This is a genomic window from Kiloniellales bacterium (assembly GCA_030064845.1).
Classification (GTDB): domain Bacteria; phylum Pseudomonadota; class Alphaproteobacteria; order Kiloniellales; family JAKSDN01; genus JASJEC01.
Genome location: JASJEC010000039.1, coordinates 20,463 through 42,677, shown reverse-complemented (window position 1 = coordinate 42,677; position 22,215 = coordinate 20,463). Strand labels below are relative to the sequence as shown.

The window sequence follows — 22,215 nt, the reverse complement described above, 5'->3', positions numbered from 1 at the left end:
GTCGCCGCCGGCGAGCGGGTCGGGATCGTCGGGCCGAGCGGCTCGGGCAAGTCCTCGATCGTCCGGCTGCTGCTGCGCACCTATGACCCCCAGGGCGGCGCGGTCAGGCTGGGCGGCCGCGACCTACGCGATCTTTCGCTGGCCGCGCTGCGCAGCCAGATGGCCGTGGTCAATCAGGACACCACGCTGTTCCACGGCACGGTCGAGGACAACCTGCGCCTGGGCAAGCCGGAGGCGACCCAGGAAGAGCTCGAAGGCGCCGCCGAGGCGGCGAACGCCCACCTCTTCATCCGCGACCTGCCCCAGGGCTATCAGACGGTCGTCGGCGAGCGCGGGATCCGGCTGTCCGGCGGCCAGCGCCAGCGCATCGCGATCGCCCGGGCGATCCTGCGCGACGCGCCGATCCTGATTCTCGACGAGGCGCTCTCCGCGGTCGATGCCGAAAACGAGGCCGTGATTCAGCAGGCCCTCGACCGCCTGATGCAGGGCCGGACGACGCTGATCCTCGCGCACAGGCTCTCGAGCGTGATCGACGCCGACCGCATCCTGGTGCTGGATCACGGGCAGGTGGTCGAGGAAGGCCCGCACCGAGAGCTGATGGCCAAGCGCGGCGCCTACTTCCGCCTCATGGCCGAACAGGCGGCCGAGGGCGAGACCGGCGGGGCAATCGAACTGCCGGCGCGCGGCCAGGCGCTGCTCGCCGCCGAGGAGGAAGGACCGGGTGTCGCGGCGGCGGAAGAGCCGGCCGACGCCATCCTCCAGGCGCGGGGTCTCGGCTGGCTTGGCGCGGGCCGCCAGCTGCTCGGCTTCGTCGCGCCGTGGAAGGGGCGTCTCACCATGACCTTCTTCTTCGGCGTCGCGCGGGTCGTCGCCTTTATCGGCGTCGGCGTCTGCTCGGCCTTGGCGGTCGCGGCGGTCCGGCACGGCGAGCCCTTCGAGCCCTGGCTGATCGCCCTGGCGGTCCTTGCGCCGGCGGCGGGCCTGATGCACTGGCTGGAATCCTGGATCGCACACGACATGGCGTTCCGACTGCTGACCGACATGCGCATCGACCTCTTCCGCAAGCTGGACCGCCTCGCACCGGCCTACCTGGTGCGCCGGCGCAGCGGCGATCTGGTCTCCATGGCGACCCAGGACGTCGAGATGGTAGAATACTTCTTCGCCCACACCATCGCGCCGACCTTCGTAGCGGTGCTCGTGCCGGCCGCCGTCGTCATGACGCTCTTCGCCTTCGACTGGAGCCTGGCCGCCGCCCTGCTGCCGTTCCTGCTGGTCGTGGCGGCCAGTCCCTTCTTCCTGCGCGACCGGATCGACAGCCTCGCCTCGCGGGTGCGCGAGGCCCTGGGCGCGCTCAACGCCCACGCCGTGGACAGCGTGCAGGGACTGAGCGAGATCCTCGCCTTCCAGCAGGAGTCCGCGCGCAAGGCCGCGTTCCTCGATCTGGTGCGGCGCCATCATCGGGTGCGCCTGCCCTTCTTCCGCGACCTTACCGGCCAAACCGCCCTGCTCGAGGTGATGACCGGTCTGGGCGGCCTCGCGGTGGTGGTCGCGGGCGGCCGCCTGGTCGAGACCGGCACCCTGGACGGGGCTTTCCTGCCGCTGCTTACCCTGATGGCGATGGCGGCGTTCCTGCCGATCTCGGAGATCGCCGACGTCAGCCGCCAACTGGCCGATACCCTGGGGGCGACCCGTCGCTTGCACGCCGTGCACAGTGAGCCGGTGCCGGTCACCGACGGTCCGGTTGCGTCCGGCGGCGCGGATGGCGCCGGAACCGGGGTCGCCTTCGAGAACGTGACCTTCGGCTATCCCGGCGTCGACCGGCCGGCCTTGCGCGACGTGACTCTCACGGTGCCGGCCGGCGCGACCGTCGCCCTGGTCGGTCCCTCGGGCGCCGGCAAGACCACCGTGGCCCATATGCTGCTGCGTTTCTGGGATCCCCAGGAAGGACGCGTGCGCCTCGACGGCCACGCGCTGACCGACTATCGCTTGGACGTGCTCAGGAGCAAGGTCGCCCTGGTCGCCCAGGACACCTACCTGTTCAACGATACGCTGCGTGCCAATGTGCTGCTCGCCAAGCCCGAGGCCGGCGAAGAGGATCTGAGGTCCGCTCTGCGCCGGGCCGCGCTGGAGGACTTCGTCGACTCCCTGCCGCTCGGCCTGGAAACCCGGGTCGGCGAGCGCGGCATGACGCTCTCGGGCGGTCAGCGCCAGCGTGTCGCGATCGCCCGGGCCTTTCTGCGCGACGCCCCGGTGCTGGTGCTCGACGAGGCGACCTCTCACCTCGACGCCGTGAGCGAGCGGCTGGTCCATGCCGCCCTCGGCGATCTGATGGCGGGCCGCACGACGATCGTCATCGCGCACCGGCTCTCGACGGTGCGAAAGGCCGACAAGATCGTCGTGCTCGATAGGGGCCGGATCGTCGAGGAGGGCGGCCACGACGAGCTCCTGGGCCGCGGCGGTCTCTACGCCCATCTGGTCGGGCGGCAGGTCGCGGCGTCGACCGCTCTCGCCGTGTGACCCGGCGCAGTGCTGCGTCAGCCGATGCCGAGTTTCTCCGCCAGGGCGAAGTCCCAGAAGACCGCCTCGATCTTGTGGCCGTCGAGATCGCGCAGGAAGCAACCGAAGTAGGGCGGGCCATACTCCTCTCGCGGGCCGGGCTCGCCTTCGTTGGCGGCCCCGGCGGCGATTCCGGCCGCGTGGAACCCGATGACCGCGTCCCGGGACGGCGCGATCAGGCCGATGTGGCTGCCGTTGCCGACCCCGGCCGGGTTGCCGTCGACCGGTGTCTGGACCCAGAACTCGGGATACAGCTTGCCGTAGGCCACGGCCCCGGGATGCTCCATGATCCGCTTGCAGCCGAGAAGCGGCAGCACGCGGTCATAGAATGCGACAGCCCGATTGAAATCGTTCGTGCCGATCGAGACATGAGAAAGGATGCTCGGAATTTCATCGCTCATGACGGACTCCCTCGTCGTCTCTCCCTGCGGCGGCTTGCGATCGATGCCAGCAGGATAGCGGCGGAAAGATAATTTGAACCGATTCTACTGAGCGTCATCACAAAGTCGTGAGCAGAAAACAAAGGAACTTTCTCCCAAAGCGCTAAGGTTCGGCGTTTCGGCGCGGCGATGAAAATTCGAAAAAGAACAATCACCTGCTTATAGATTCACAAGTCTGCTCGGCGAAACTATCAACGGTGGAGTTTATGCGAAAAACCGTGTGTCTTTCGCGTTTGATTTTCGCTTGCCACGCTTGATTTATCGACTAATTAAGGCAATAAGTCATCAATAAGACAGTGTTGAGGAGACAAGGATGCCAAAGATGCAAGGCTTTCCCGATGAAAAGTCGTTGACCAAGGGTGAGATCCGTAAGCTCAATGCCCTCAGGAAGTCCATCGGTGACGAGCTCGGGCGCGAAGCCTTCAAAAAGTGGTACGCGAGACGCTCGAAGGAAGAGAACGGGAGCGATCCAAACATCGCCTTGATCGAGGAGGCGCTGAATCCCCTGATCAAGAAGGTCAGCATTGCCCGTGGCAGTGCCTACGCCATAAGGCGCGGACGTGGTCGTTTCATTATCGAAGCGGTCGATCTAAAGCCGTAGAGCAGATCGGGTCAGGTTGAATCAATCTGACCCCTTCTTCCGCGATAGGCTATATCCGGACTAATTGGATCTGCCTCAGGCGATCCTTTTAGCCCGTTCAATCTGTTACGCCGTCTCAAGACTTGGTTGGATTGGCGCGTTAAGGCGGGACCATCTTTAATCCCGCAGACGCGGCTGCACACAATTGTGTGCATGACTCTGCGCGTCCATCAATGTTTTTTCGTGATCGGCCGTTCGGAATAAGATCGAGATCAACTCGCTAAGTCTTTTCTTTCTCGCCTCACGAGAGTTGGCAGTGGTCATGCCGTCGTTGTAATCCGACGGGCAAAAGAGTTCGCTTGTTCTGCAGCCGAAGTAAGCGCCTCTCCAAGACGGGAGATCAAGAGTTTCCCGGCGGCGCCTTCTTCAGGCGGCTCGGTTTGGGCGGCAGCGACTTCAAGTAGTCGGCGATGGCCCGGCGGTCGGCGTCGCTCAGGCGCGCCATGTTCTCCTGCACCGCGATCATTGTGCCGCCGAAGGTATCGAAGTCCGGCAAGATACCGGTCTTGAGCGCGGCGGCGATGTCCTCGATCGACCAGTCCGCAATCCCGTCTTCATGAGGCGTGATGTTCGGAACGGAGCCCTCGCCGTCGATGTCCGGCGCTCCCGCGAAGGCCCATTCGGACTCCGGCCCGCCGAGAAAATCGCGCGGTGTGTGGCATTCGCCGCAGTGACCCGGTCCGGTCACGAGGTAGGCGCCGCGGTTGACGCTGGCGCTTGCGTCCGGGTTCGGCTCGAACGGGGCGCCGTCCATGTAGAGCGCTTTCCATACGCCAAGGGTGCGACGCCAGCGATAGGGCAGGGGCAGGTCGTGAGGCGGCGCCTCGGTTGCGACGGCCGGCAAGGTGTCCATGAAGGCTTTCAGGTCGAGCACGTCTTCGACCTTCATGCGCTGATAGGAGAGATAGGGATAGACCGGGTAGTAGTGGCTGCCGTCCGGCGCCACGCCGCGCATCATGGCGTTCACGAATTCCGCCCGAGTCCACCCGCCGATACCATGGCGCCGGTCGCTGGAAATGTTCGGCGCGTGGAACAGGCCGAAGGGTGTCTTGAAGGCGATACCGCCGGCGAGAGAGAGCTTGTCGTCGCCCTTGGCCCCGGGCGCCGCGTGACATCCGGCGCAGCCGGACGCGTAGAACACGGTGGCGCCCCGCTCGGGATCGCCGTCGTAATCCGGCAAGGCGCTCGCCTGGATCGCGTTCGGCTGGGTGACGAGCCAAAAGGCCGCCAGTGCCGCCGCACCGAGCAGGAGGAACCCGATCAGGAGTTTTCGCATCGCGCGCCCCGGTCGGCATGTGAGTTGCCCGCGGGTTGATTGCCCGCTCTCACATCGGAGAAGAATGGACCGCCCGGCCGTCCAAGCCTTGGCGGCCGTGCATCATTTCTCTTCGCGGTAAGGCTTGTGGCAGCCGCCGCAGGTTTTGCCCATCTCACTGACCGCTGCCGCGAGCGCCGGTTGACCATTACCGACCTGGCCGCCCAGGGCCGCCACGGCTTTCCGCCAGTTCGCGAAGGCCTTGTCGAAGCCGCTCTGATCCTGCCAGATCTTCGGCAGGGACCGGCTCTTTCCCGGATGCTCGGCATTAGAGGTGCCGGCAAGGAACAAGCCCTCGACGGGATACTCGGAGATTGTCTTCAGATTGGCCGCGTGAGCTTGGGCCGCGCTCGCGTCGTAGGCCACATTGCCTTTGGCCATGCCGAATAGAGGGCCGGCTTCCCACAGCACCAACTTCATATAGCCTTGGCGCGTCGCAACCGCCTTTTCGCCTGCGTCCTGCGCAGCGACCAGGCTGGGCAGCACGAGGAAAGTCAGGCAAAGCGCGGCGGCGCAAAAAACTTTTGGAGTGTATGACGAACCCATTCCCATTTCTCCTCCCAGTCTATTCAGGCGCCAATAGGGCGCGTCAAACTAGCAACACTCTGAGCGATGCGCCACACGGCAGCGATCACCCCTGCGCGAGCCCTGCAACGGACCCGGTGACGCTGTTCTTGGCCGAGGCAGATTGTAATACCGGCAGCAGCACTACGGAAAAAGAAGGGGCGGCGGATCATCGAGCCCGGCCTTAGCAACTGCTGCGAACACCAGTTGGCCGAACTTACGCATCGCACTTGGTGACAAGGAGAGGCCCAGTCCCGGCGCCCCGTTGAGGGTCAGCCAGCCGTCAGCGATCCTGGGCGGGTTCTCGAACAGCTCCGCCGGCAGCGGGTCGCGTTCGGGTTCCGGAAAGGATTCGACGATCCGGCCCGCCGGACTGGCGCCGACCAGGTGGGCATGGATGAAGCAGTCGTGGTGCGGGGCGACGTCGACATAGTTGAGCTCCCAAGGGGCAGGACGGCCGGTCTTCAAAGCCTCGATCGCCGGTCGGCAGGCCACGCAGATGGCCTCGGGCGTTTTCATTCGATCCGCATCTGATCTAGGCTGCTGTCTGAAGTTACGAGCTGGAGCTGAATGATGAAAGGGGCGGTCTTTCCGGGCAGCCGCAAGGTTGAGCTGATGGAGTTTCCGGATCCGACGCCCGGTCCCGAGGACGTGGTGCTCGAGATCAAGGCATCGGGCATGTGCGGCAGCGACCTCCATTTCTATCGGGCGACCGGCGGGCCACAGGCGCTCGGCCTAGGCGGCGACGGATCTCCGGTCATTGCCGGCCACGAGCCTTGCGGCGTTGTCGCGGCGCGCGGTGCAAACCTACCCGAAGGGCTCTTGCCGGAGGGCTCGCGTGTCATGTGCCACCACTACAAGGGCTGCGGCCTCTGCCAGGATTGCCAGACGGGATGGCAACAGCTCTGCCGGTCCGGCTCGGTGGTCTACGGCGTGACCGCCCACGGTGCCCACGCGCCCTACATGACGGTGCCGGCGAGCACCCTGGTGCAGCTGCCCGAGCCGCTCTCCTTCGCCGAGGGCGCGGCCATCTCCTGCGGCACGGGGACCGCCTTCGGCGCAATCCAACGCATGAAGCTGAACGCCTGCGACACCCTGGCGGTGTTCGGCCAGGGCCCGGTCGGCCTCAGCGCGGTCATGCTGGCCGCGGAAATGGGCGCCCGCGTGGTCGCCTTGGACGTCTCGCCGGAACGGCTGGCAATCGCGGAAAGCTTCGGCGCCGACGTCTTGATCAATCCGAGCGAGACCGATCCGATCGACGCGCTCATGGAGCTGACCGGGGGGCGCGGCGTCGACCTGGCGCTCGATTGCAGCGGCGCCGCCAGCGCGCGGGCCCAGGCCGTGCGGTCCACCCGGACCTGGGGCACGGTCTGCTTCGTCGGCGAGGGCGGCGAGCTGACGCTGGATGTGTCCAACGACCTGATCCGGCGCCAGCTGACGGTCATGGGCTCCTGGACCTTCTCGCGTTACGGTCAGGCCGACTGCGCCCGCTTCATCGCCGAGCGCGGCATCGACCTGGAGCGGATCTTCACCCACCGCTTCGAGCTTGCGCAGGTCGTCGAGGCCTACGCGTTGTTCGACCGGCAGACGACGGGCAAGGGCGTGTTCCTTTTCTAATGGGGCCCCGGGGCCGCTCACGCGCCCGTGCGCCAAACGTGACTTCCCCTCGCCCGGCCGCGCACCATCTCATCCATAGTCGCCGCGCATCGGCGCGAGAACGTGCCGCCGCCGTCTGGGGCTCTCGAAAGGGGAGAACAGTTCATGGGCCGATTGACGACATCGAAGCTTTACGCGCCGCTCCAACAGGCCGCCTGGCTGTCGAGCCTCGCCGCGCTCGCCGCTGTCATCTGGGCGATCACGGCGAGCAGCCCGCAGGCGGCGCCCAGCGCCGAGCTCTGGGACCGCTGGACCGCCCATGACGCGGGCGCGACCGCCGAGATCGATCACGGCGCCTGGGACCGTTTCCTAAAAGCTTACGTCAGCGAGCACGACGATGGCGTCAACCGCTTTGCCTACGGCCAGGTAAGTGATCAGGACCGCGAAGCGCTGGAGGCCTACCTCGGCCGCCTGGCCGGGACGCCGATCAGCCGCTTCAACCGGGATCAGCAGCAGGCCTATTGGATCAACATCTACAATGCGCTGACGGTCAAGGTGGTGCTCGACAGTTATCCGGTCGAGAGCATCCGGGACATCGACATCTCGCCGGGGTTCTTCGCCGACGGTCCCTGGGGCGCAGAGCTGATCACGGTCGAGGGCGAGGCGCTGACCCTGGACGACATCGAGCACCGCATCCTGCGCCCGATCTGGCGGGATCCGCGGATCCACTACGCGGTCAACTGCGCCTCGATCGGCTGCCCCAACCTGCAGGCTGAGGCGGTGACCGCGCAGAACGCCGAAGAATATCTCGACGCCGGGGCCCGGGCCTACGTCAACCACCCGCGCGGCGCAGAGGTGCGCGACGGCCGGCTAGTCGTCTCCAGCATCTACGATTGGTTCCAGGCCGATTTCGGCGGCAACGACGCCGGCGTCATCGCCCACCTGAAACGCTACGCGGACGAGGATCTGAAGGCAGAGCTTGCCGAAGTCACCTCGATCGACGACGACCGCTACAATTGGGATCTGAACGACGCCGCGCCACGCAAAGGGAGTTGAGGCGAGGCTTGCACCTGTCGCGCTCCATAGACGGTCGTGCCCATGCACTATAAAGAACTTCCACCCTTGACGGGCACGCCGGAAGCCTTGAAGAAAGCACTCGGGGGCCATCCGGTCGATATCATCGTGATGAAGCCGGGCGAGACGCGCGACTTCTAATCCCCTCCAGGCGGGCCGTCGAAGGCGCGCCGGGTGACAGCGGCGGGGGCGTATCCATGACGGCCACCGACTACGCCACGCTCTCGGTCGAACGCCGTACCGACAAGGTCCTTCTGGTCCGGCTCAACCGGCCCGAGGCGGCCAACGCGTTCAACACGGTCATGGCCGAGGAGCTGGTGAATCTCTGGCAAGGCCTCGCCGGCGCCGGCGACGACATCCGGGTCGTGGTCCTGACTGGCCGGGGCGACCGGGCCTTCTGCGCCGGCGCGGACCTCAAGGAACGCAAGGGCATGTCGGAGGGGGCCTGGCGCCGCCAGCACCAGATTTTCGAGGCCATGGCCTACGCCATCATGGAGAGCCCCCTGCCGACCATCGCGGCGGTCAACGGCGCGGCTTTCGGCGGCGGGCTGGAACTCGTGCTGGCCTGCGACTTCGCCTATGCGTCGACCAGCGCGCGCTTTGCCTTCACCGAGGTCACCCTGGGCATCATTCCGGGGATCGGCGGGACCCAGAACCTGACCCGCGCCGTGGGGCCGGGCCGGGCCCGGGAACTGCTCATGACCGGCGCCCCCTTCGGCGCCGAGGACGCCTTGAGCTGGGGGCTGATCAACCGTCTCTACGCACCCGAGGACCTGCTTGATGCGACGCTAAGGACGGCCGCGAAGATCGCCGGCAACGCCCCGCTCGCAGTGGCGGCGGTACGCCGCGCCGCGGCCGGGGCGCTCGACCTGCCGCTGAAAAAGGGCCTGGCGCTCGAGCTTGAGCGTTACTACACGCTGATCGATACCGACGACCGCCGCGAGGGCATCGCCGCCTTCAACGAGAAGCGTCTGCCCCGCTTCAAGGGCCGCTGAGAGTCAAATCGATCGGCGCGGGCGGCTCGCCCCGCTCGGCGCGGGCCCACATGGCGCGATAGGCCCGCTCCAGGTCCCGGGCCGTCCGCTCGGTGTCGAACAGCGGTGTCGTCAGCCGCTTCTCCGCCAGCATCCGGCGTTCCCTTGCGAGTGCCTCGGCGTCGCGCGCGAGATCCAGGGCCAGGCTTTCGTAGGCATCGAGGTCGGCCGCAACCAGCTGCGGCAGCCCGACGGCGCGCAGCAGGCTCTCGGAGACCCGCGACGCGAAGTGGCGGCCCTCGGCGGTCACGACCGGCAGACCGGCGAAGAGACAGTCGCTGGTCGTCGTGTGCCCGGTGTAGACCCGCGTGTCGAGGGCGAGGTCCGCGTGCGCCAGACGGGCGAGGTGGTTGGCCTTGGCGACGAAGGGGGCGAAGACCAGGCGCTCGGGATCGATCCCCCGCTCGGTGGCCGCCGCGCGCAGCCGCGCAATGACCGTCTCGAGCCGGCAGAGCAGCCAGAGAACGCTGCCCGGCACGGCCTTCAGGATGCGCATCCAGCAGTCGAAGATCGGCGCGTCGATCTTGTAGCTGTTGACCAGCGCGGCGAAGACAAAGGCGCCCTCGGGCAGGCCGTGGTCGGCGCGACGGCCGGCGTCGGCGGCGATCTCCTGCCAGCGGTCGTTGGCCTGGTAGCTGTGGGGCAGGAAGACCGGCGCCTCGCTGTAGCACCGCTCTTCGTCCTGCCGGGTCAGGACTCTGTCGGTCAGGATGTAGTCGATGAAAGCGGCGCCGGTGGTGCCGGGGAAGCCCAACCAGGTGACCTGCAGCGGGGCCGGACGCAGGGCGCAGATCTCGAGCCGGTTCCCCTTGGTGTGGCCGGTCAGGTCGACCAGGATGTCGACGCCCTCGTCCCGGATCGCGGCGGCGGCCGCCTCGTGGCTGATCGGCGCGAGGTCGATGAAGCGGTCGAAGCTCTGCTCGAAGTGCCGGCGATAGGGACTCCCGTCGTTTGGGCCGTAGGAGAACCCCAGGATCCGGAAGCCGTCGCGCGCGTGCTGCGAGAAGAGAGAGCGGACCAGTTGGCCGATCGCGTGGTCGCGGAGGTCGTAGGAGAGGTAGCCGATGGTGAGCCGCTCTCTGGGACCCGCCGGCGGGCTTGATCGGTTTCGGCCCATCTTCTCCTCGATGGACCGTCCCCAGGCACGCGCCACCGCGAAGTTGCGGGCCGTGTCGGGTGACCGGGTAACGCTGGTCATGACCGGTTCGGCCGGCGTATTGCTGGTGGCGAAGGGCAGGCGGTCGAGGCGCGCACCGGCTTCCTCCGCCTCGGCCCAGCGGCAGGTCCGCCGGAGCAGCATGTAGAGGCTGCCCAGCGTGCAGGGGTCTTGCGGCGACAGCGTGAGCGCGCGCTGGAAGAAATCGACCGCGGTCTCGAAGTCGTCGGCCGCGTCGGCCACGTTGGCGAGCGCGATCAGCGCTTCGCGGTTTTCCGGATCCCGCTCGAGCGCGGCGTCGAAACAGGCCCGGGCCTCGGCCGGGCGCTTCAGCGCGCTCAGGGCGTTTCCCAGGGTCACCCGGGCCTGCGGGTTCTCCGGGGCCAGTTCGACCGCCCGGCGCGCGGCCGAGACCGCCGGCTCCAGATCGCCCACCAGGAGATGTGCCGCCGCCAGGTTGCTCCAGACGAAGGGGTGCGACGGGGCCGCGCGGGCGGCCTGCCGCAACACGGCCAGGGCTTCGCCCGCGCGGCCGAGCGTGAGCAGCAGGGCGCCCAGGTTGATCTGCACCGGCACCAGCTGGGGCGCCCGCGCCAGCATCGCCTGGTATTCTTCCGCCGCTTCTTCGAGCCGTCCCGCCTGGCGCAGCGCGTTGGCCAGCTGAAAGGCGATCTCGAGCGACCCGGGTTGCTGGGCGCGGCTCTGCTCCAGGTGCGCGACCGCCTCGTCGTGGCGGCCCTCGGCGGCCAGCAGGGCGCCAAGCCCGGCCAGGGCGCCGCCGTGTCCGGGCGCGATCGCGAGCAATTCCTCGTAGACCCTCCGGCTGTCGTCGATGGCTCCGCACGCGCCCAGGATCCCCGCGTGGCGCAGCAGGATCTCGGGGTGCCCCCGCCCGAGCCTGTAGGCCTCGGCGCTCAGCCGCTGCGCCTGCGTCCGGTCGCCGCGATTCAGCGCCGCCGTGGCCCGGTCGAGAGCCTCGGCGGCCTGCGGTGGCGGGGTCAGCCCTGCCACAGGCCCTGTTCGCGGAGTTCCCGGGCCGCCGCCTCGATGCTCTCGGCCAGGATGTCGACCGTCGTGTCGATCTGGCCGCGGGTCATGGTGAGCGGCGGCGAGAGCACGTTGAGGTGGGCGATCGGCCGCACGATCAGGCCGCGCTCCTGGGCGAAGCGGGCGATGCGGTTGCCGATCAGTATCTTGGGGTCGAGGATCTCCTTGCTCTCCTTGTCGGCGACGTTCTCGACGCACATCATGAAATGGCTGCCGCGCACGTCGCCAACCAGCGGCAGGTCCTTGAGTCCGGCCAGTCGCTCCTCGAAGTAGGGGCCGACCTCGCGGACATGGCCGCAGATATCCTCGCGCTCCATGATCTCGATGTTCTTGAGCGCGGCGGCGCAGCACACGGGATGCCCCGAATAGGTGAAGCCGTGGGTGAAGAGCGCGCCTTCGGCCTGGGGCACCGAGATCACCTCGTAGATCTCGTCGGACAGGAGGGTCGCCGAGAGCGGCAGATAGCCCGAGGTGATGCCCTTGGCGCTGGTGATCATGTCCGGGACGATGTCGAAGACCGGCTCCGAGGCGAAGAAGTGGCCCAGGCGGCCGAAGCCGGTCACCACCTCGTCGGAGATATAGAGTACCTCGTACTTTCGGCAGACCTCGAGCATGCGGCGGTGATAGCCCGGCGGGGCCACGATCACGCCGCCGGCGCCCATGATCGGCTCGGCGAAGAAGCAGGCAACCTTCTCCGGGCCGATCTCCAGGATCTTGCCTTCGAACTCCTCGACCAGGTGGTCGCAGAAGGCCTCCGGGCTCATGCCTTCGGGGCGGCGGTAGCAGTTGGGCGGCGAGACGTGGTGGATCGTGTCCTCGACCACGTCGAAGCCGATCCGGTCGAACATCACGCCGGTGATCGAGGCGGCGAGGTAGGTGCTGCCGTGGTAGCCATCGACCCGCGAGATGACGTGCTTCTTCTCGGGCTTGCCCAGGCGGTTGAAGTAGAAGTGGGCGATGCGTACCGCCGTGTCGTTGGCCATGGAGCCGCCGGTGCCGTAGAACACGCGGTTAAGTGGGCCGGGGGCCAACTCGGCAAGCTTGGCCGCCAGCTCGGCGGCCGGTGGCGTGGTCAGGTGCGTGAACGTGGAGTAGTAGGGAATGCGCCGTACCTGATCGGCGATGGCCTGGGCCATCTCGTCGCGCCCGTAGCCGATGTTGACGCACCAGAGGCCGCCGATGCCATCGATGTAGCGCTGGCCCTCGGCGTCGTAGACGTAGATACCCTCGGATTCCGCAATCACGTCGGACCCGACCTCCTTGAAGACGGAGAAGTCGGTCCAGGGATGGATGTAGTGGTCGCGGTCCTTTCGCCAGAGGTCCTCGGTGTCGTAGGCGGCAAAGTTCCCTGTCATCTCGGTCCTCTCCCTCTCGTCCCGCCGCTGCGCCGAGCCGCGCTTCGTCGGCCCTTATAGGTCTCTGCGCATCTTGACCAGCTTTCCGCGCGCCTGGAAGCCCGTTCTGTCTCCGGCAAAGAGCGCGAGGTTGCGGGAATTCCGCGCCTCGGCCCCTCCCCCGGGAATAGCCGGTCGGTCTTGTCTCGCTCAGAACAGATGTTTCGCGGCTAAGATCGGCGTCATGGATTCCCAGGCACGTGGCGGCTACGCTCCGCAGCAGGGTCACGTGCGATAAGGGCGCATCGTGCGCTTATGTCGAGGACGAAGGACGACGGGCGATGAACGAACGCGAGCGCAGTCGGGTGTTCCGCTATGGCGGAGACTTCGCCGACCAATGCATCGTGCGGGCCGCGGGCTCCTGCATCTACGACCGCGACGGCCGAGAGATCCTCGACTTCACCTCGGGCCAGATGAGCGCCATTCTCGGCCACGGCCATCCCGAGATCGTCGCCGCGGTGCGGGAGATGGTGGCCGAACTCGATCATCTCCACAGCAGTTTTCTGTCCGGTCCGGTGATCGACTTCGCCGACGCGCTCGTCGCCATGCTTCCCGATGGTCTCGACCGGGTGCTTCCCCTCTCGACCGGAGGGGAGTCGAACGAGGCTGCGCTTCGAATCGCCAAGACCTATACCGGTGGCTTCGAGGTCGTGGCTTTCGATCGTTCGTGGCACGGCGTGACCGGGGGCGCGGCCGCGACGACCTATTCCGGCGGCCGCCGGGGCCACGGCCCGACTCTTCCCGGCGTCCTGACCCTGCCGACGCCCCATGCCTATCGCTCGCCGTTCAATCGTGACGGCGACTATGACTGGCAAGCGGAGTTCGAGTTCGGCTGGGAAATGATCGATCGCCAGAGCACCGGCCAACTGGCGGCGGTCATCGTCGAGCCGATCCTCAGCTCGGGCGGCATCATCGAGCTACCGGAGGGCTATCTCTGCGCGCTGCAGGAAAAGGCGCGCGAACGCAACATGCTGCTGATCCTCGATGAAGCGCAGACCGGCATGGGGCGGACGGGTGACAACTTCGCCTTCGAACGCGACGGCGTCGTTCCCGATATTCTCAATCTTTCGAAAACGCTCGGGGCCGGCATGCCCCTGGCCGCGACGATCACCACGAGCGAGATCGAGCGGCACTGCCACGACAAGGGCTTCCTCTTCTACACCACCCACGCCGCCGACCCTCTCCCGGCGGCGGTCGGCCGTAAGGTCGTGGAGATCGTCATGCGAGACCGCTTGGCCGAAAGGGCGCGGGATCTCGGCGGGTATCTGAAAGACCAGCTCCGCGATCTTCAACAACGTCACCCGATCATCGGCGACGTCCGGGGGCGGGGCCTGCTGCTCGGTGTCGAGCTGGTGAGCGACCGCCGTGCCAAGACTCCGGCGCTGGAAGCCGGCATGGCGATAAGCCAGCGCTGTCTCGAGCTCGGCGCCTGTTTGAACATCGGCCGGCGCTCGATGGCGAGCGTGTTTAGGATAGCGCCCCCCTTGACCGCGACCCGGGACGAGGTCGACAGGGCCATGGCTATCTTCGATCAGGCCTTGGGCGAATGCGCCACGACGTGAACAGGTAGAAGCGCAGGTTTCCCCGACCTGCGGCCTGCAAGGCGCCCCGGCGAGGGCCGAGACGCGCTCTCGTTCCAGAGAAGGCGCTCGGGCGCCGCTGGCCTTCAGCAGCGCCCGAAGCCTCCTGCAGTGGGATCAGGCCACGTCGAAGCGATCGGCGTTCATCACCTTGGTCCAGGCGGCAACGAAGTCGTGCACGAACCTCTCCTTGTTGTCGTCCTGGGCATAGACTTCGGCATAGGACCGAAGGATCGAATTGGACCCGAAGACGAGGTCCGCCCGGGTCGCCGTCCACCTGACCTCGTCCGTCTCGCGATCGCGGACTTCGTAGAGGTCGTCGGCGCTCGGCGTCCACGCATACTTCATGTCCGTCAGGTTCACGAAGAAGTCGTTCGTCAGGGCGCCCTCGCGATCGGTGAACACGCCGTGATCGCTGCCGCCGTGGTTGGTGCCCAGAACGCGCATGCCGCCGATGAGCACGGTCATCTCGGGAGCCGTCAGCCCCAGCAGCTGGGTGCGATCGAGCATGAGCTCCTCGGCGCTCACGACGTAGTCCTGCTTGAGCCAGTTGCGGTAGCCGTCAGCGACGGGTTCCAGCGGCGCGAAGGAGTCGGCATCGGTCGCCTCCTCGGTGGCATCCCCGCGCCCCGGGACGAAGGGAACGGTGATGTCGAAGCCCGCGGCCTTGGCCGCCTGCTCGATGCCGACATTGCCGGCCAAGACGATCATGTCCGCCACGCTGGCGCCGGTCTCGGCGGCGATGGGCTCGAGAACGGCCAGAACCTTCGCGAGACGCTCGGGCTCGTTGCCCTCCCAGTCGTTCTGCGGGGCGAGGCGAATGCGCGCCCCGTTGGCGCCGCCGCGCATGTCCGAGCCGCGGAACGTGCGGGCGCTGTCCCAGGCGGTCGCGACCATGTCGCCGACCGAAAGACCGCTCGCCGTGATCTTCGCCTTTGCGGCATTCACGTCGTAGTCGGTGCGGCCGGCGGGCACGGGGTCCTGCCAGATCAGGTCCTCCTCGGGAACGTCGGGGCCGAGATAGCGCACCTTCGGTCCCATATCCCGGTGCGTGAGCTTGAACCATGCCCGCGCGAAGGTGTCCTTGAAGTAATCGGGGTTCGCGCGGAACTTCTCCATGATCTCGCGATAGACCGGGTCCACCTTCATCGCCATGTCGGCGTCGGTCATGATCGGCATGCAGCGGATCGAGGGGTCCTCGACGTCGACCGGCATATCCTCTTCGGCGATCTCGACCGGCTGCCACTGCTGGGCGCCGGCGGGGCTCTTTCGGATCTCCCACTCGTGATCGAGCAGCATGTCGAAATAGCCCATGTCGAACTTGGTCGGATGGGTCGTCCAGGCGCCTTCGATGCCGCTGGTCACGGCATAGCGCCCCTTGCCCGACTTGTTCGGATTGTGCCAGCCGAGGCCCTGCGACTCGATCGGCGCAGCTTCCGGTTCCGGGCCCAGAACACTCGAATCGCCGTTGCCGTGGGTCTTCCCGACGGTGTGGCCGCCGGCGGTCAGTGCGGCGGTCTCCTCGTCGTTCATCGCCATGCGCGCGAAGGTCACACGCACCGCCTCGGCCGTCTTCATCGGATCCGGCTTGCCGTCGACGCCTTCCGGGTTCACGTAGATAAGGCCCATCTGCACCGCCGCGAGCGGGTTCTCTAGCGAGGTCTCGTCACTGGAGTCCGCGTAGCGCTCCTTCGCGAGCCACTCCTTCTCGGAACCCCAGTAGATGTCCTTCTCGGGATGCCAGATGTCTTCCCGGCCGAAGCCGAACCCGAAGGTCTTCAGGCCCATGGACTCATAGGCGATGTTGCCGGCCAGGATCATGAGATCGGCCCAGGAGATCTTGTTGCCGTACTTCTTCTTGATCGGCCACAGGAGCCGGCGGGCCTTGTCGAGGCTGGTATTGTCGGGCCAGGAGTTAAGCGGCGCGAAGCGTAGGTTGCCGGTGCCGGCGCCGCCGCGGCCGTCGGCGATGCGATACGATCCGGCAGCGTGCCAGGCCATGCGGATCATCAGGCCGCCGTAGTGGCCCCAGTCGGCGGGCCACCAGTCCTGGCTGTCGGTCATCAAGGCGTGGAGGTCTTTCTTGAGCGCTTCGACATCGAGCTTCTTGAGCTCTTCTCGATAGTTGAACGCCTTGCCCATCGGATCGGTCTTGGTGTCGTGCTGATGCAGGATGTCCAGGTCGAGAGCGTTCGGCCACCAGTCCATGACATCACTACCCATGGCCGTATTCGCGCCGTGCATCACCGGGCATTTGCCTTCAACTTTTGCGTCCATGATTTCCTCCTGTCGTGGGTGGGCTTACCCGCACGGCGTGGATCCCCCTCGGTGCGGAGCCGGTGAACTTAGAATCGTTCTAAACAATCAAATGTGGACGGCCTTGACCTGCTTCAACCTTGTTCCGGCGGATTCTTGCCGATTGGCTGTCCTCAGCCGAAAAAGGTGGGACGGTGAGAGAGCTTCGCCTGGAAGCTTCCCCTACGCACATCTGCCCCGGTCCTAGGGAATCTCGCCGCGGGCGGTCCACCAACCCGGCGACTCTGCGCCCGTTCCGGCCAGGCGGAGGTTGTGCGAAATCCCACAGCGGTTTCGAACCGTCGATGGCATGGTCATGCTAGGGCGGTGTGCCCATCCGCGATCGGCGGCGCGCCGGGAAGGCTGCCGCAGGGCGCCCCTACGTCTTCGTGATGAGATTTCCGGCGAGGACGGGGTAGACTGCACGGATCCCCGGAGTGAAGGCCGGCTCGACCGGTAGGAGTAAGGTTCCGGCGGAACGGGTTCGGCCTGGGGCCCCGATGACGACAACGTCCGGAGGGTCTGATGGCGATGACAACGGTCATGGTGCTTGTCGAGAGCACGCAGCACGGACGCTGCGCGGCACGGGCGGCCTTTCTGGCCGCGCCGCGAGACGGCGGCCACGTGGTGGGCGTTTACCCGGTTCCGCCGGCAGAGCGTCTGACCTCGGAGTCCATGTTCTACGCGCGGGACTCTCTCGAACGCCCGGGGCAAGACGTGCTCGCGCTGCTCGAGAGGGCGGAGCAGGAGGGCGGCGCGGGCATCGAGTCGGCGCGGCACGCCTTCGAACAGGTGGCGCAGAGCATGCAGGCGACGTTTCTCGAGCGGCCGCCGAACCCCGGACATCTGACCGCCTTCTTCAAGGCCATGTCCGAGGGCGGCCCCAATGCGGTGGCGGCGCAGAGCCGTGTCTTCGATTTGGTCGTGGTCCGGCAGCCGCGCGACGACCCCGACCATCGGGTCCGCAAAGTGCTGCGCGCCGTCTTGTTCCAGGCGGGACGTCCGGTCCTGGTCGCGCCGCCGGCCGAGCCGGTTTCCCTGGGCAAGCGGCCGCTGATCGCCTGGAACGGGAGCGCGCTCTCTGCCCGGGCGGCCGCGATCGCCCGCAGTTTCTTCGCGGACGCCAGCGAAGTCGGCATCCTTTCGGTGGGGACCCAGAATAGCGAGCGGCCTTCGGCGCAAGACCTGGCCGACTATGTCGGCTGGCACGGCCTGACGACGACCCTGATCGAAGCGGATCTGGACAGTTATCGCTTGGGCGACGTCTTCCTGAGGGAAGCGGCCCGCTTCGGCGCCGACCTTCTGGTCATGGGCGCCTACGCCCAAAGCCCGTTCCGTGAATCCCTGACCGGCGGGGTCACCAATCACGTGCTGAGCTACGCCGAGATCCCCGTGCTGATGACCCATTGAGCGCCCCGGGCCCGGTGTGACGGCGAGGCGCACTCGTTGATTCGAGTCATGGCGTCCCCGCGGCGGTCCCCTTCATCCTCGCACCGGCGCAGGCGCCCGGACAGCCCGGGTCCGCTCTGGGGTCCCAATTCAAGAGCTGCCCGGGGTACTCGCTTGATCCGGCGAGAGCCGCGCAGGCGCATGGCTGCAGTCCCGGTGGCCTCGGTGCGCAGAGGACCTCGCATTGAACAAAAGGGCCATCATTGCGGCCACCCTGTTCCCGCTGCTCCTCGCGGCCTGCGCCGTGGCGCGTACGGGGGAGGACCGCTTGTCCTATACGCCTTCCGTCAGCGTCGGACAGGGCGACTACGACCACTGCGACGCGCGGGCCCGCGCGGCGGCCCGGTGCGCCCTCGCCGAGGCATCGGATGAAGCGGAAACCTTCGCTTTGATGACCGGCGGCCTCGGTGCCTGGCTGTCGGTCGAGTACGGGCTCTCGGTGGAGCAGGGCGCTTACGAAGAGGCGTTTGACGACTGCCTGCGGGACAAGGGCTACGACATCGAGGAGTAGCGCCTTCGTTCGAACCCTTGTCTCTAATCCCTCTTTAGGCGCCGCTCCTCGGGATAGATCGAGATGCTCGGCACGAGGCCACTAAGCAGGTCGTCCTGCATCTTCTGCCAGTAGGCGACGGTGGTGAGCTCGCCGTGCACGTCGCGGAACAGGCGGCGCAGCTCCCGGCTCGGGATGCGCAAGCCCGCCTCGATCTCTTCCGGCAGGAATACGAAGCCGTCCTCGAAGAACCAGTCCGGCACGTCCTCCTCGCCGTCGATTCGGTCGGTGTTGGTGCGGATCTTGACCTCGGTGAAGGGCAAGAGGGCGTCGTAGTCGAAGAGATAGACCTTGCGGTGGCGGCTGACGCCGTAATTCCGGCCGTCGAGGTCCTTGTTGAAGATGTTCGCCGCCGCGTTGTTCTTGATGCAGTGGCCCAGGTTGATGATCGCCGTCTCGGCCTCGGCCGGCGACGCGGTCTCGAGGAAGACCGGCAGGGGGATCATCCGGCGCTGCACGATGAGGTGCTTGAAGACGACCGCCTCGTCGCGCTGCGACACGTTGGCGCCGGCCTCGCCCAGCAGCTCCTCCAGGAGGGCCGGCTCGAACCAGTCCCGGTGGAGCGCCAAATTGTAATAGATGACGTTGTCCAGCATCGAACCGGTGCGGTTGATCTCGTGGACCCGGCTGTACTTCTTGAGCACTGCCTCAACGCCGTCGAAGGTCCCCCACTTGTACTGCGCCGTCGGTTTATCGCGGATCACCTTGAGCACGTAGGCCGACTTCGGGGCCGAGAAGCCGATCGCAACCGTGCCCCGGAAGCCGACCGCCGTCCGCAGGGTCTCGCCGGGCCGGGACAGCTCGGCGCGCAGCTCGTCCATGACCGCGACCTTGCCGACGTGGTTGAAGCCGATGGTTGAGTAGTGCAGGCCGAGCGGGCGGCGCGGCATGATCGAGTGCAGAAAGGCCGAGAGCTCGTGGTAGTGGGCGTCGGTCACGTGGAAGTTGGCCAGGGTCGAGCTGAAGATGTTGTGGGTGTCGGTTTCCGTGGTGAGCACGGCATCGACATAGATACCCGCCTCGTCGTTGAGCAGGGCGATCACGAAGGGGACGAGTCGCGAGTCCTGGAGGACGATGCGCCCGAGCAGGTAGGCGCCCCGGTTCCGATAGAAGCCCGCACGAATCATCTGGATGACCTGGACCGCGTGAGGGTTGCCGCCGTCCAGGCCGAGGGTAGCGTTGACCCGCGCCGAGACAGCCGTCGCGTCGCCCTCGAGGTCCCGGTAGCTCCGTGAGAATCCTGGAATCTTCAGGATCTCCGCGACGGTCTCCTCGGTCAACGAGGGGCCGCCCGGGAAGTTCAGGTAGACCTTGGCGGCAGGGCCGGCCGCCGCCTCGCCGGCGCCGCTGAAGGAGTAGGCGACCGGCTGCCATTCCCCTTCGTGGATCTGGCGCCGGACCGAGTGGATGTAGGCGAAGGCGAGATCGGCCTCGTAGCGGCCCTCGATCAGCGGCAGACAGACCGCCTCAATGGCCCGCCACGGCCCCTCGCTCCGGGCGAGCTCGGGCATGACGGCGGTCAGCGCTTCGGCCATCTTGCCGATGCTCTGGCCGTAGACCGACAGGCGGCGCCGGCTCAGGATCAGCGAGGTGCCGGGATCGCGCTCCTCGAAGGCCCTCTTGGCATACTCCGGTATGTGGCGGGACTCGGAGTAGTAGCGGTCGAAGGCCTGGAGGATGGCCTTGGCCGCCAGCGCCTCGCGCTCGGCCTCGGTCCCGGCCTGCCCGAGCCGTCCCAGGTAGTCTTCCTGCTCGATCGGCGGCCGGGCCTGCCGGAGGCTGTAGGTCTGACTCATGGCTCCCTGTTTTCTGCCCGAGCAGTGCTCCGCCTAGCTCAGCGCCGCCACCTCCCCTTGTCAACGGCGGCGCTTCTGCGCTGGGGTGGGGCGTGCCGCTCCCTGACGACAGCCCTCTTGATACGGGAACGCGTCGGCCCATATGTAAGTGAGCGCTCACTTACAAAAGAGTTAACAGATGCCGAGAGACGGTGGAGAGACGAGGGGAAGGATCGAGCGGGCGGCGCTCGGCCTCTTCGCGCGCAAGGGGATCGATCAGGCGACGATCGCGGATATCGCCCGCGAGGCCGGGATTTCAGAGGGTGCGATCTACCGCCACTACCCGAGCAAGGACGCGCTGATCTGGCTGACCTTCTCGACCCACTATCAGGCGCTGGCGCAGAGGATGGAGCTGCTCCAGGCCGGTGAATCGGGCCTGCGCGCCAAGCTGCGTGTCATGATCGAGGCCTTCTGCGCACTGTTCGAGGCCGACCGCGATCTCTTCGCCTTCCTGCTGCTGGTGCAGCACGGCCAGATCCCCCGGGTCCCGGCTGAAATGCCGACGCCGGTCAAGGTGATCGCCCAGGTCATGACCGAAGCCCGCGCCGCCGGCGAGATCGACGACCTCGACCCCTACCTGGCCGCGTCGCTGGTCATGGGGGCGGTCTTGCAGCCGGCCACCTTCAAGATCTACGGGCGTATCGAGGCGCCGATGACGGAATTAGCCGAGACCCTGAGCGAGGCCGCCTGGCGGGCTGTCGAACCGGCGTCGGCGGGAGGCGGGTCGTGAGCCCGGTCTCCTTCCGCTGGATGAAGGCGGCCCTCGCGGCAGGCCTGGTTGTGGCCGGCATTGGCGGTCTGGCCTGGCAATACGACCGCACCCAGCTGCGCGAGGACCGCGCCGTCCACGCCGGCTGGCGGGCGGAAAGCCACCTCTGGACCGGCTTCTGCCGCCTGGTCGACCGGGACGGCCGGGTTCGTATCCGCGGCCGCCAAGACGACTGCGTTCTGGCCCTGGCGGCGGCCAAGGAGCGGGGCGAACTCGCGGCCGACCGCAGCCACCTGGTCGTCATGCTCCACGGGCTCGGGCGCTCGCGCGGCATTTTCGACGCCATGGAAACGGCCCTGCGCGAGGCCGGCTTCGAAACCGCGGCGGTCGCCTATCCGAGCCTGACCGGCGATGTGGCTTCCCACGCCGCGCGCGTCGAAACGCTCTTGAACGGGCTGCGCGACATCGAGCGCGTCTCCTTCGTCACGCACTCCCTTGGCGCACTGGTCGTGCGCGAGACCCTTTCACGGGACGGTGCCTGGCGGGATCGGATCGCCCTCGGCCGCGCGGTCTTCCTGGGGGCGCCCAACGAGGGCTCGCAACTGGCCCAAGCGCTCAACGAACTGCCGCCGTTCCACACCTTCGGCGGCCCGAGCGCCACGCAGTTGGCCGAGGGCTGGCAGTTCGCGACCGTGCCCGCCGATCTCGAGTTCGCGGTGGTCGCGGGCGGGCGAGGCGACCGCTGGGGCTACAATCCCTTCCTCGATTCCGACAACGACGGCGTGGTGACGGTGGCGGAAACCCGGCTCGAGGGGGCCGCCGACTTCCTCCGGGTGCCGGCGCTCCACACCTTCATCGCCAGCCATCCCGATACCATCGCGGCGACCCTGCGATTCCTGGCGCACGGCCGCTTTTCACCGGCGTCTTAACCTGCCGGCAAGGCGGCTCTGTCAAACATGGTAAACGGCAAGGACCATCCGT

Annotated in this window: 18 protein-coding genes; 10 read left to right on the top strand and 8 right to left on the bottom strand. The window is 67.0% G+C overall.

The genetic code is table 11. The annotated features are described in order from the left end of the window. The coding region (cydC, locus tag QNJ67_14335; GenBank protein ID MDJ0610151.1) for a thiol reductant ABC exporter subunit CydC at window positions 1-2,517 on the top strand (2,517 nt) is incomplete at its 5' end. Window positions 2,518-2,534: 17 nt separating this feature from the next. Here the strand turns inward: cydC and QNJ67_14330 are convergent. Then, the gene (locus tag QNJ67_14330; protein MDJ0610150.1) at window positions 2,535-2,957 is read right to left on the bottom strand and encodes a VOC family protein; all 423 of its coding nucleotides are present in this window, start codon (window positions 2,955-2,957) and stop codon (window positions 2,535-2,537) included. A gap of 352 nt (window positions 2,958-3,309) precedes the next feature. Here QNJ67_14330 and QNJ67_14325 point away from each other — a divergent pair, with 352 nt between their 5' ends. Further along, window positions 3,310-3,597, top strand: a complete 288-nt coding sequence (locus QNJ67_14325) for a hypothetical protein (GenBank protein ID MDJ0610149.1) — start codon at window positions 3,310-3,312, stop codon at window positions 3,595-3,597. A 379-nt stretch (window positions 3,598-3,976) separates the two neighbouring features. Here the strand turns inward: QNJ67_14325 and QNJ67_14320 are convergent, their stop codons facing one another. The 3 genes from QNJ67_14320 to QNJ67_14310 form a co-directional block, all read right to left on the bottom strand. Next, on the bottom strand, window positions 3,977-4,912 hold the full coding sequence (locus QNJ67_14320) for a cytochrome c (GenBank protein ID MDJ0610148.1): 936 nt from the start codon (window positions 4,910-4,912) through the stop codon (window positions 3,977-3,979). A gap of 102 nt (window positions 4,913-5,014) precedes the next feature. Beyond that, window positions 5,015-5,497 carry a cytochrome c gene (locus QNJ67_14315; protein ID MDJ0610147.1) on the bottom strand — a complete coding sequence of 161 codons (483 nt, stop codon included), beginning with the start codon at window positions 5,495-5,497 and terminating at the stop codon, window positions 5,015-5,017. Window positions 5,498-5,659: 162 nt separating this feature from the next. Then, window positions 5,660-6,034, bottom strand: a complete 375-nt coding sequence (locus QNJ67_14310) for an enolase C-terminal domain-like protein (protein MDJ0610146.1) — start codon at window positions 6,032-6,034, stop codon at window positions 5,660-5,662. A 51-nt stretch (window positions 6,035-6,085) separates the two neighbouring features. On the opposite strand from QNJ67_14310, the gene QNJ67_14305 reads away from it, so the two are divergent. From QNJ67_14305 to QNJ67_14295, 3 genes are all read left to right on the top strand, one after another. Beyond that, entirely contained in the window at window positions 6,086-7,132 is a 1,047-nt protein-coding gene (locus tag QNJ67_14305; GenBank protein MDJ0610145.1) for a zinc-binding dehydrogenase, read from the top strand. Window positions 7,133-7,276: 144 nt separating this feature from the next. Next, window positions 7,277-8,167, top strand: a complete 891-nt coding sequence (locus QNJ67_14300; protein ID MDJ0610144.1) for a DUF547 domain-containing protein — start codon at window positions 7,277-7,279, stop codon at window positions 8,165-8,167. A 215-nt stretch (window positions 8,168-8,382) separates the two neighbouring features. Further along, a complete protein-coding gene (locus tag QNJ67_14295) occupies window positions 8,383-9,180 on the top strand; it encodes an enoyl-CoA hydratase-related protein (protein ID MDJ0610143.1) in 798 nt (265 codons plus the stop codon). On the opposite strand, the gene QNJ67_14290 is transcribed toward QNJ67_14295, so the two are convergent. Both QNJ67_14290 and QNJ67_14285 read right to left on the bottom strand, forming a co-directional pair. Beyond that, complete coding sequence (locus QNJ67_14290) at window positions 9,167-11,386, bottom strand: tetratricopeptide repeat protein (protein ID MDJ0610142.1); 2,220 nt, start codon at window positions 11,384-11,386, stop codon at window positions 9,167-9,169. The two genes, QNJ67_14295 and QNJ67_14290, sit on opposite strands and share 14 nt — an antisense overlap. Further along, window positions 11,374-12,777 (bottom strand): aminotransferase, encoded by a 1,404-nt coding sequence (locus QNJ67_14285; protein MDJ0610141.1) that lies wholly within the window; start codon window positions 12,775-12,777, stop codon window positions 11,374-11,376. Before QNJ67_14285 ends, QNJ67_14290 begins: the two co-directional genes overlap by 13 nt. Window positions 12,778-13,097: 320 nt before the next feature. On the opposite strand from QNJ67_14285, the gene QNJ67_14280 reads away from it, so the two are divergent. Continuing rightward, window positions 13,098-14,378 (top strand): aspartate aminotransferase family protein, encoded by a 1,281-nt coding sequence (locus tag QNJ67_14280; protein MDJ0610140.1) that lies wholly within the window; start codon window positions 13,098-13,100, stop codon window positions 14,376-14,378. 135 nt (window positions 14,379-14,513) lie between these two features. Here QNJ67_14280 and katG read toward each other — a convergent pair whose 3' ends face one another. Next, window positions 14,514-16,673 (bottom strand): catalase/peroxidase HPI, encoded by a 2,160-nt coding sequence (gene katG, locus QNJ67_14275; protein MDJ0610139.1) that lies wholly within the window; start codon window positions 16,671-16,673, stop codon window positions 14,514-14,516. A gap of 543 nt (window positions 16,674-17,216) precedes the next feature. On the opposite strand from katG, the gene QNJ67_14270 reads away from it, so the two are divergent. Further along, on the top strand, window positions 17,217-18,101 hold the full coding sequence (locus QNJ67_14270; GenBank protein MDJ0610138.1) for a universal stress protein: 885 nt from the start codon (window positions 17,217-17,219) through the stop codon (window positions 18,099-18,101). Window positions 18,102-18,324: 223 nt separating this feature from the next. Next, complete coding sequence (locus QNJ67_14265; GenBank protein ID MDJ0610137.1) at window positions 18,325-18,651, top strand: hypothetical protein; 327 nt, start codon at window positions 18,325-18,327, stop codon at window positions 18,649-18,651. Between the two features lie 23 nt (window positions 18,652-18,674). Here QNJ67_14265 and QNJ67_14260 read toward each other — a convergent pair whose 3' ends face one another. Continuing rightward, the gene (locus QNJ67_14260) at window positions 18,675-20,486 is read right to left on the bottom strand and encodes a bifunctional isocitrate dehydrogenase kinase/phosphatase (protein MDJ0610136.1); all 1,812 of its coding nucleotides are present in this window, start codon (window positions 20,484-20,486) and stop codon (window positions 18,675-18,677) included. A gap of 178 nt (window positions 20,487-20,664) precedes the next feature. Between QNJ67_14260 and QNJ67_14255 the strand changes: the two genes are divergently transcribed. Next, window positions 20,665-21,255 carry a TetR/AcrR family transcriptional regulator gene (locus QNJ67_14255; GenBank protein ID MDJ0610135.1) on the top strand — a complete coding sequence of 197 codons (591 nt, stop codon included), beginning with the start codon at window positions 20,665-20,667 and terminating at the stop codon, window positions 21,253-21,255. Next, on the top strand, window positions 21,252-22,163 hold the full coding sequence (locus QNJ67_14250) for a hypothetical protein (GenBank protein ID MDJ0610134.1): 912 nt from the start codon (window positions 21,252-21,254) through the stop codon (window positions 22,161-22,163). The genes QNJ67_14255 and QNJ67_14250 overlap by 4 nt, the downstream gene beginning before the upstream one ends. The last annotated feature ends 52 nt before the right edge of the window (window positions 22,164-22,215 follow it).

Bases quoted from the DNA above. Each gene is read 5' to 3' on its own strand.
- QNJ67_14305 (MDJ0610145.1), top strand. From the start codon at position 6,086: ATGATGAAAGGGGCGGTCTTTCCGGGCAGCCGCAAGGTTGAGCTGATG.
- QNJ67_14270 (MDJ0610138.1), top strand. From the start codon at position 17,217: ATGGCGATGACAACGGTCATGGTGCTTGTCGAGAGCACGCAGCACGGA.
- QNJ67_14260 (MDJ0610136.1), bottom strand. From the start codon at position 20,486: ATGAGTCAGACCTACAGCCTCCGGCAGGCCCGGCCGCCGATCGAGCAG.
- QNJ67_14300 (MDJ0610144.1), top strand. From the start codon at position 7,277: ATGGGCCGATTGACGACATCGAAGCTTTACGCGCCGCTCCAACAGGCC.
- QNJ67_14280 (MDJ0610140.1), top strand. From the start codon at position 13,098: ATGAACGAACGCGAGCGCAGTCGGGTGTTCCGCTATGGCGGAGACTTC.
- QNJ67_14330 (MDJ0610150.1), bottom strand. From the start codon at position 2,957: ATGAGCGATGAAATTCCGAGCATCCTTTCTCATGTCTCGATCGGCACG.
- QNJ67_14315 (MDJ0610147.1), bottom strand. From the start codon at position 5,497: ATGGGTTCGTCATACACTCCAAAAGTTTTTTGCGCCGCCGCGCTTTGC.
- QNJ67_14310 (MDJ0610146.1), bottom strand. From the start codon at position 6,034: ATGAAAACGCCCGAGGCCATCTGCGTGGCCTGCCGACCGGCGATCGAG.
- QNJ67_14325 (MDJ0610149.1), top strand. From the start codon at position 3,310: ATGCCAAAGATGCAAGGCTTTCCCGATGAAAAGTCGTTGACCAAGGGT.
- katG (MDJ0610139.1), bottom strand. From the start codon at position 16,673: ATGGACGCAAAAGTTGAAGGCAAATGCCCGGTGATGCACGGCGCGAAT.
- QNJ67_14320 (MDJ0610148.1), bottom strand. From the start codon at position 4,912: ATGCGAAAACTCCTGATCGGGTTCCTCCTGCTCGGTGCGGCGGCACTG.
- QNJ67_14295 (MDJ0610143.1), top strand. From the start codon at position 8,383: ATGACGGCCACCGACTACGCCACGCTCTCGGTCGAACGCCGTACCGAC.
- QNJ67_14255 (MDJ0610135.1), top strand. From the start codon at position 20,665: ATGCCGAGAGACGGTGGAGAGACGAGGGGAAGGATCGAGCGGGCGGCG.
- QNJ67_14285 (MDJ0610141.1), bottom strand. From the start codon at position 12,777: ATGACAGGGAACTTTGCCGCCTACGACACCGAGGACCTCTGGCGAAAG.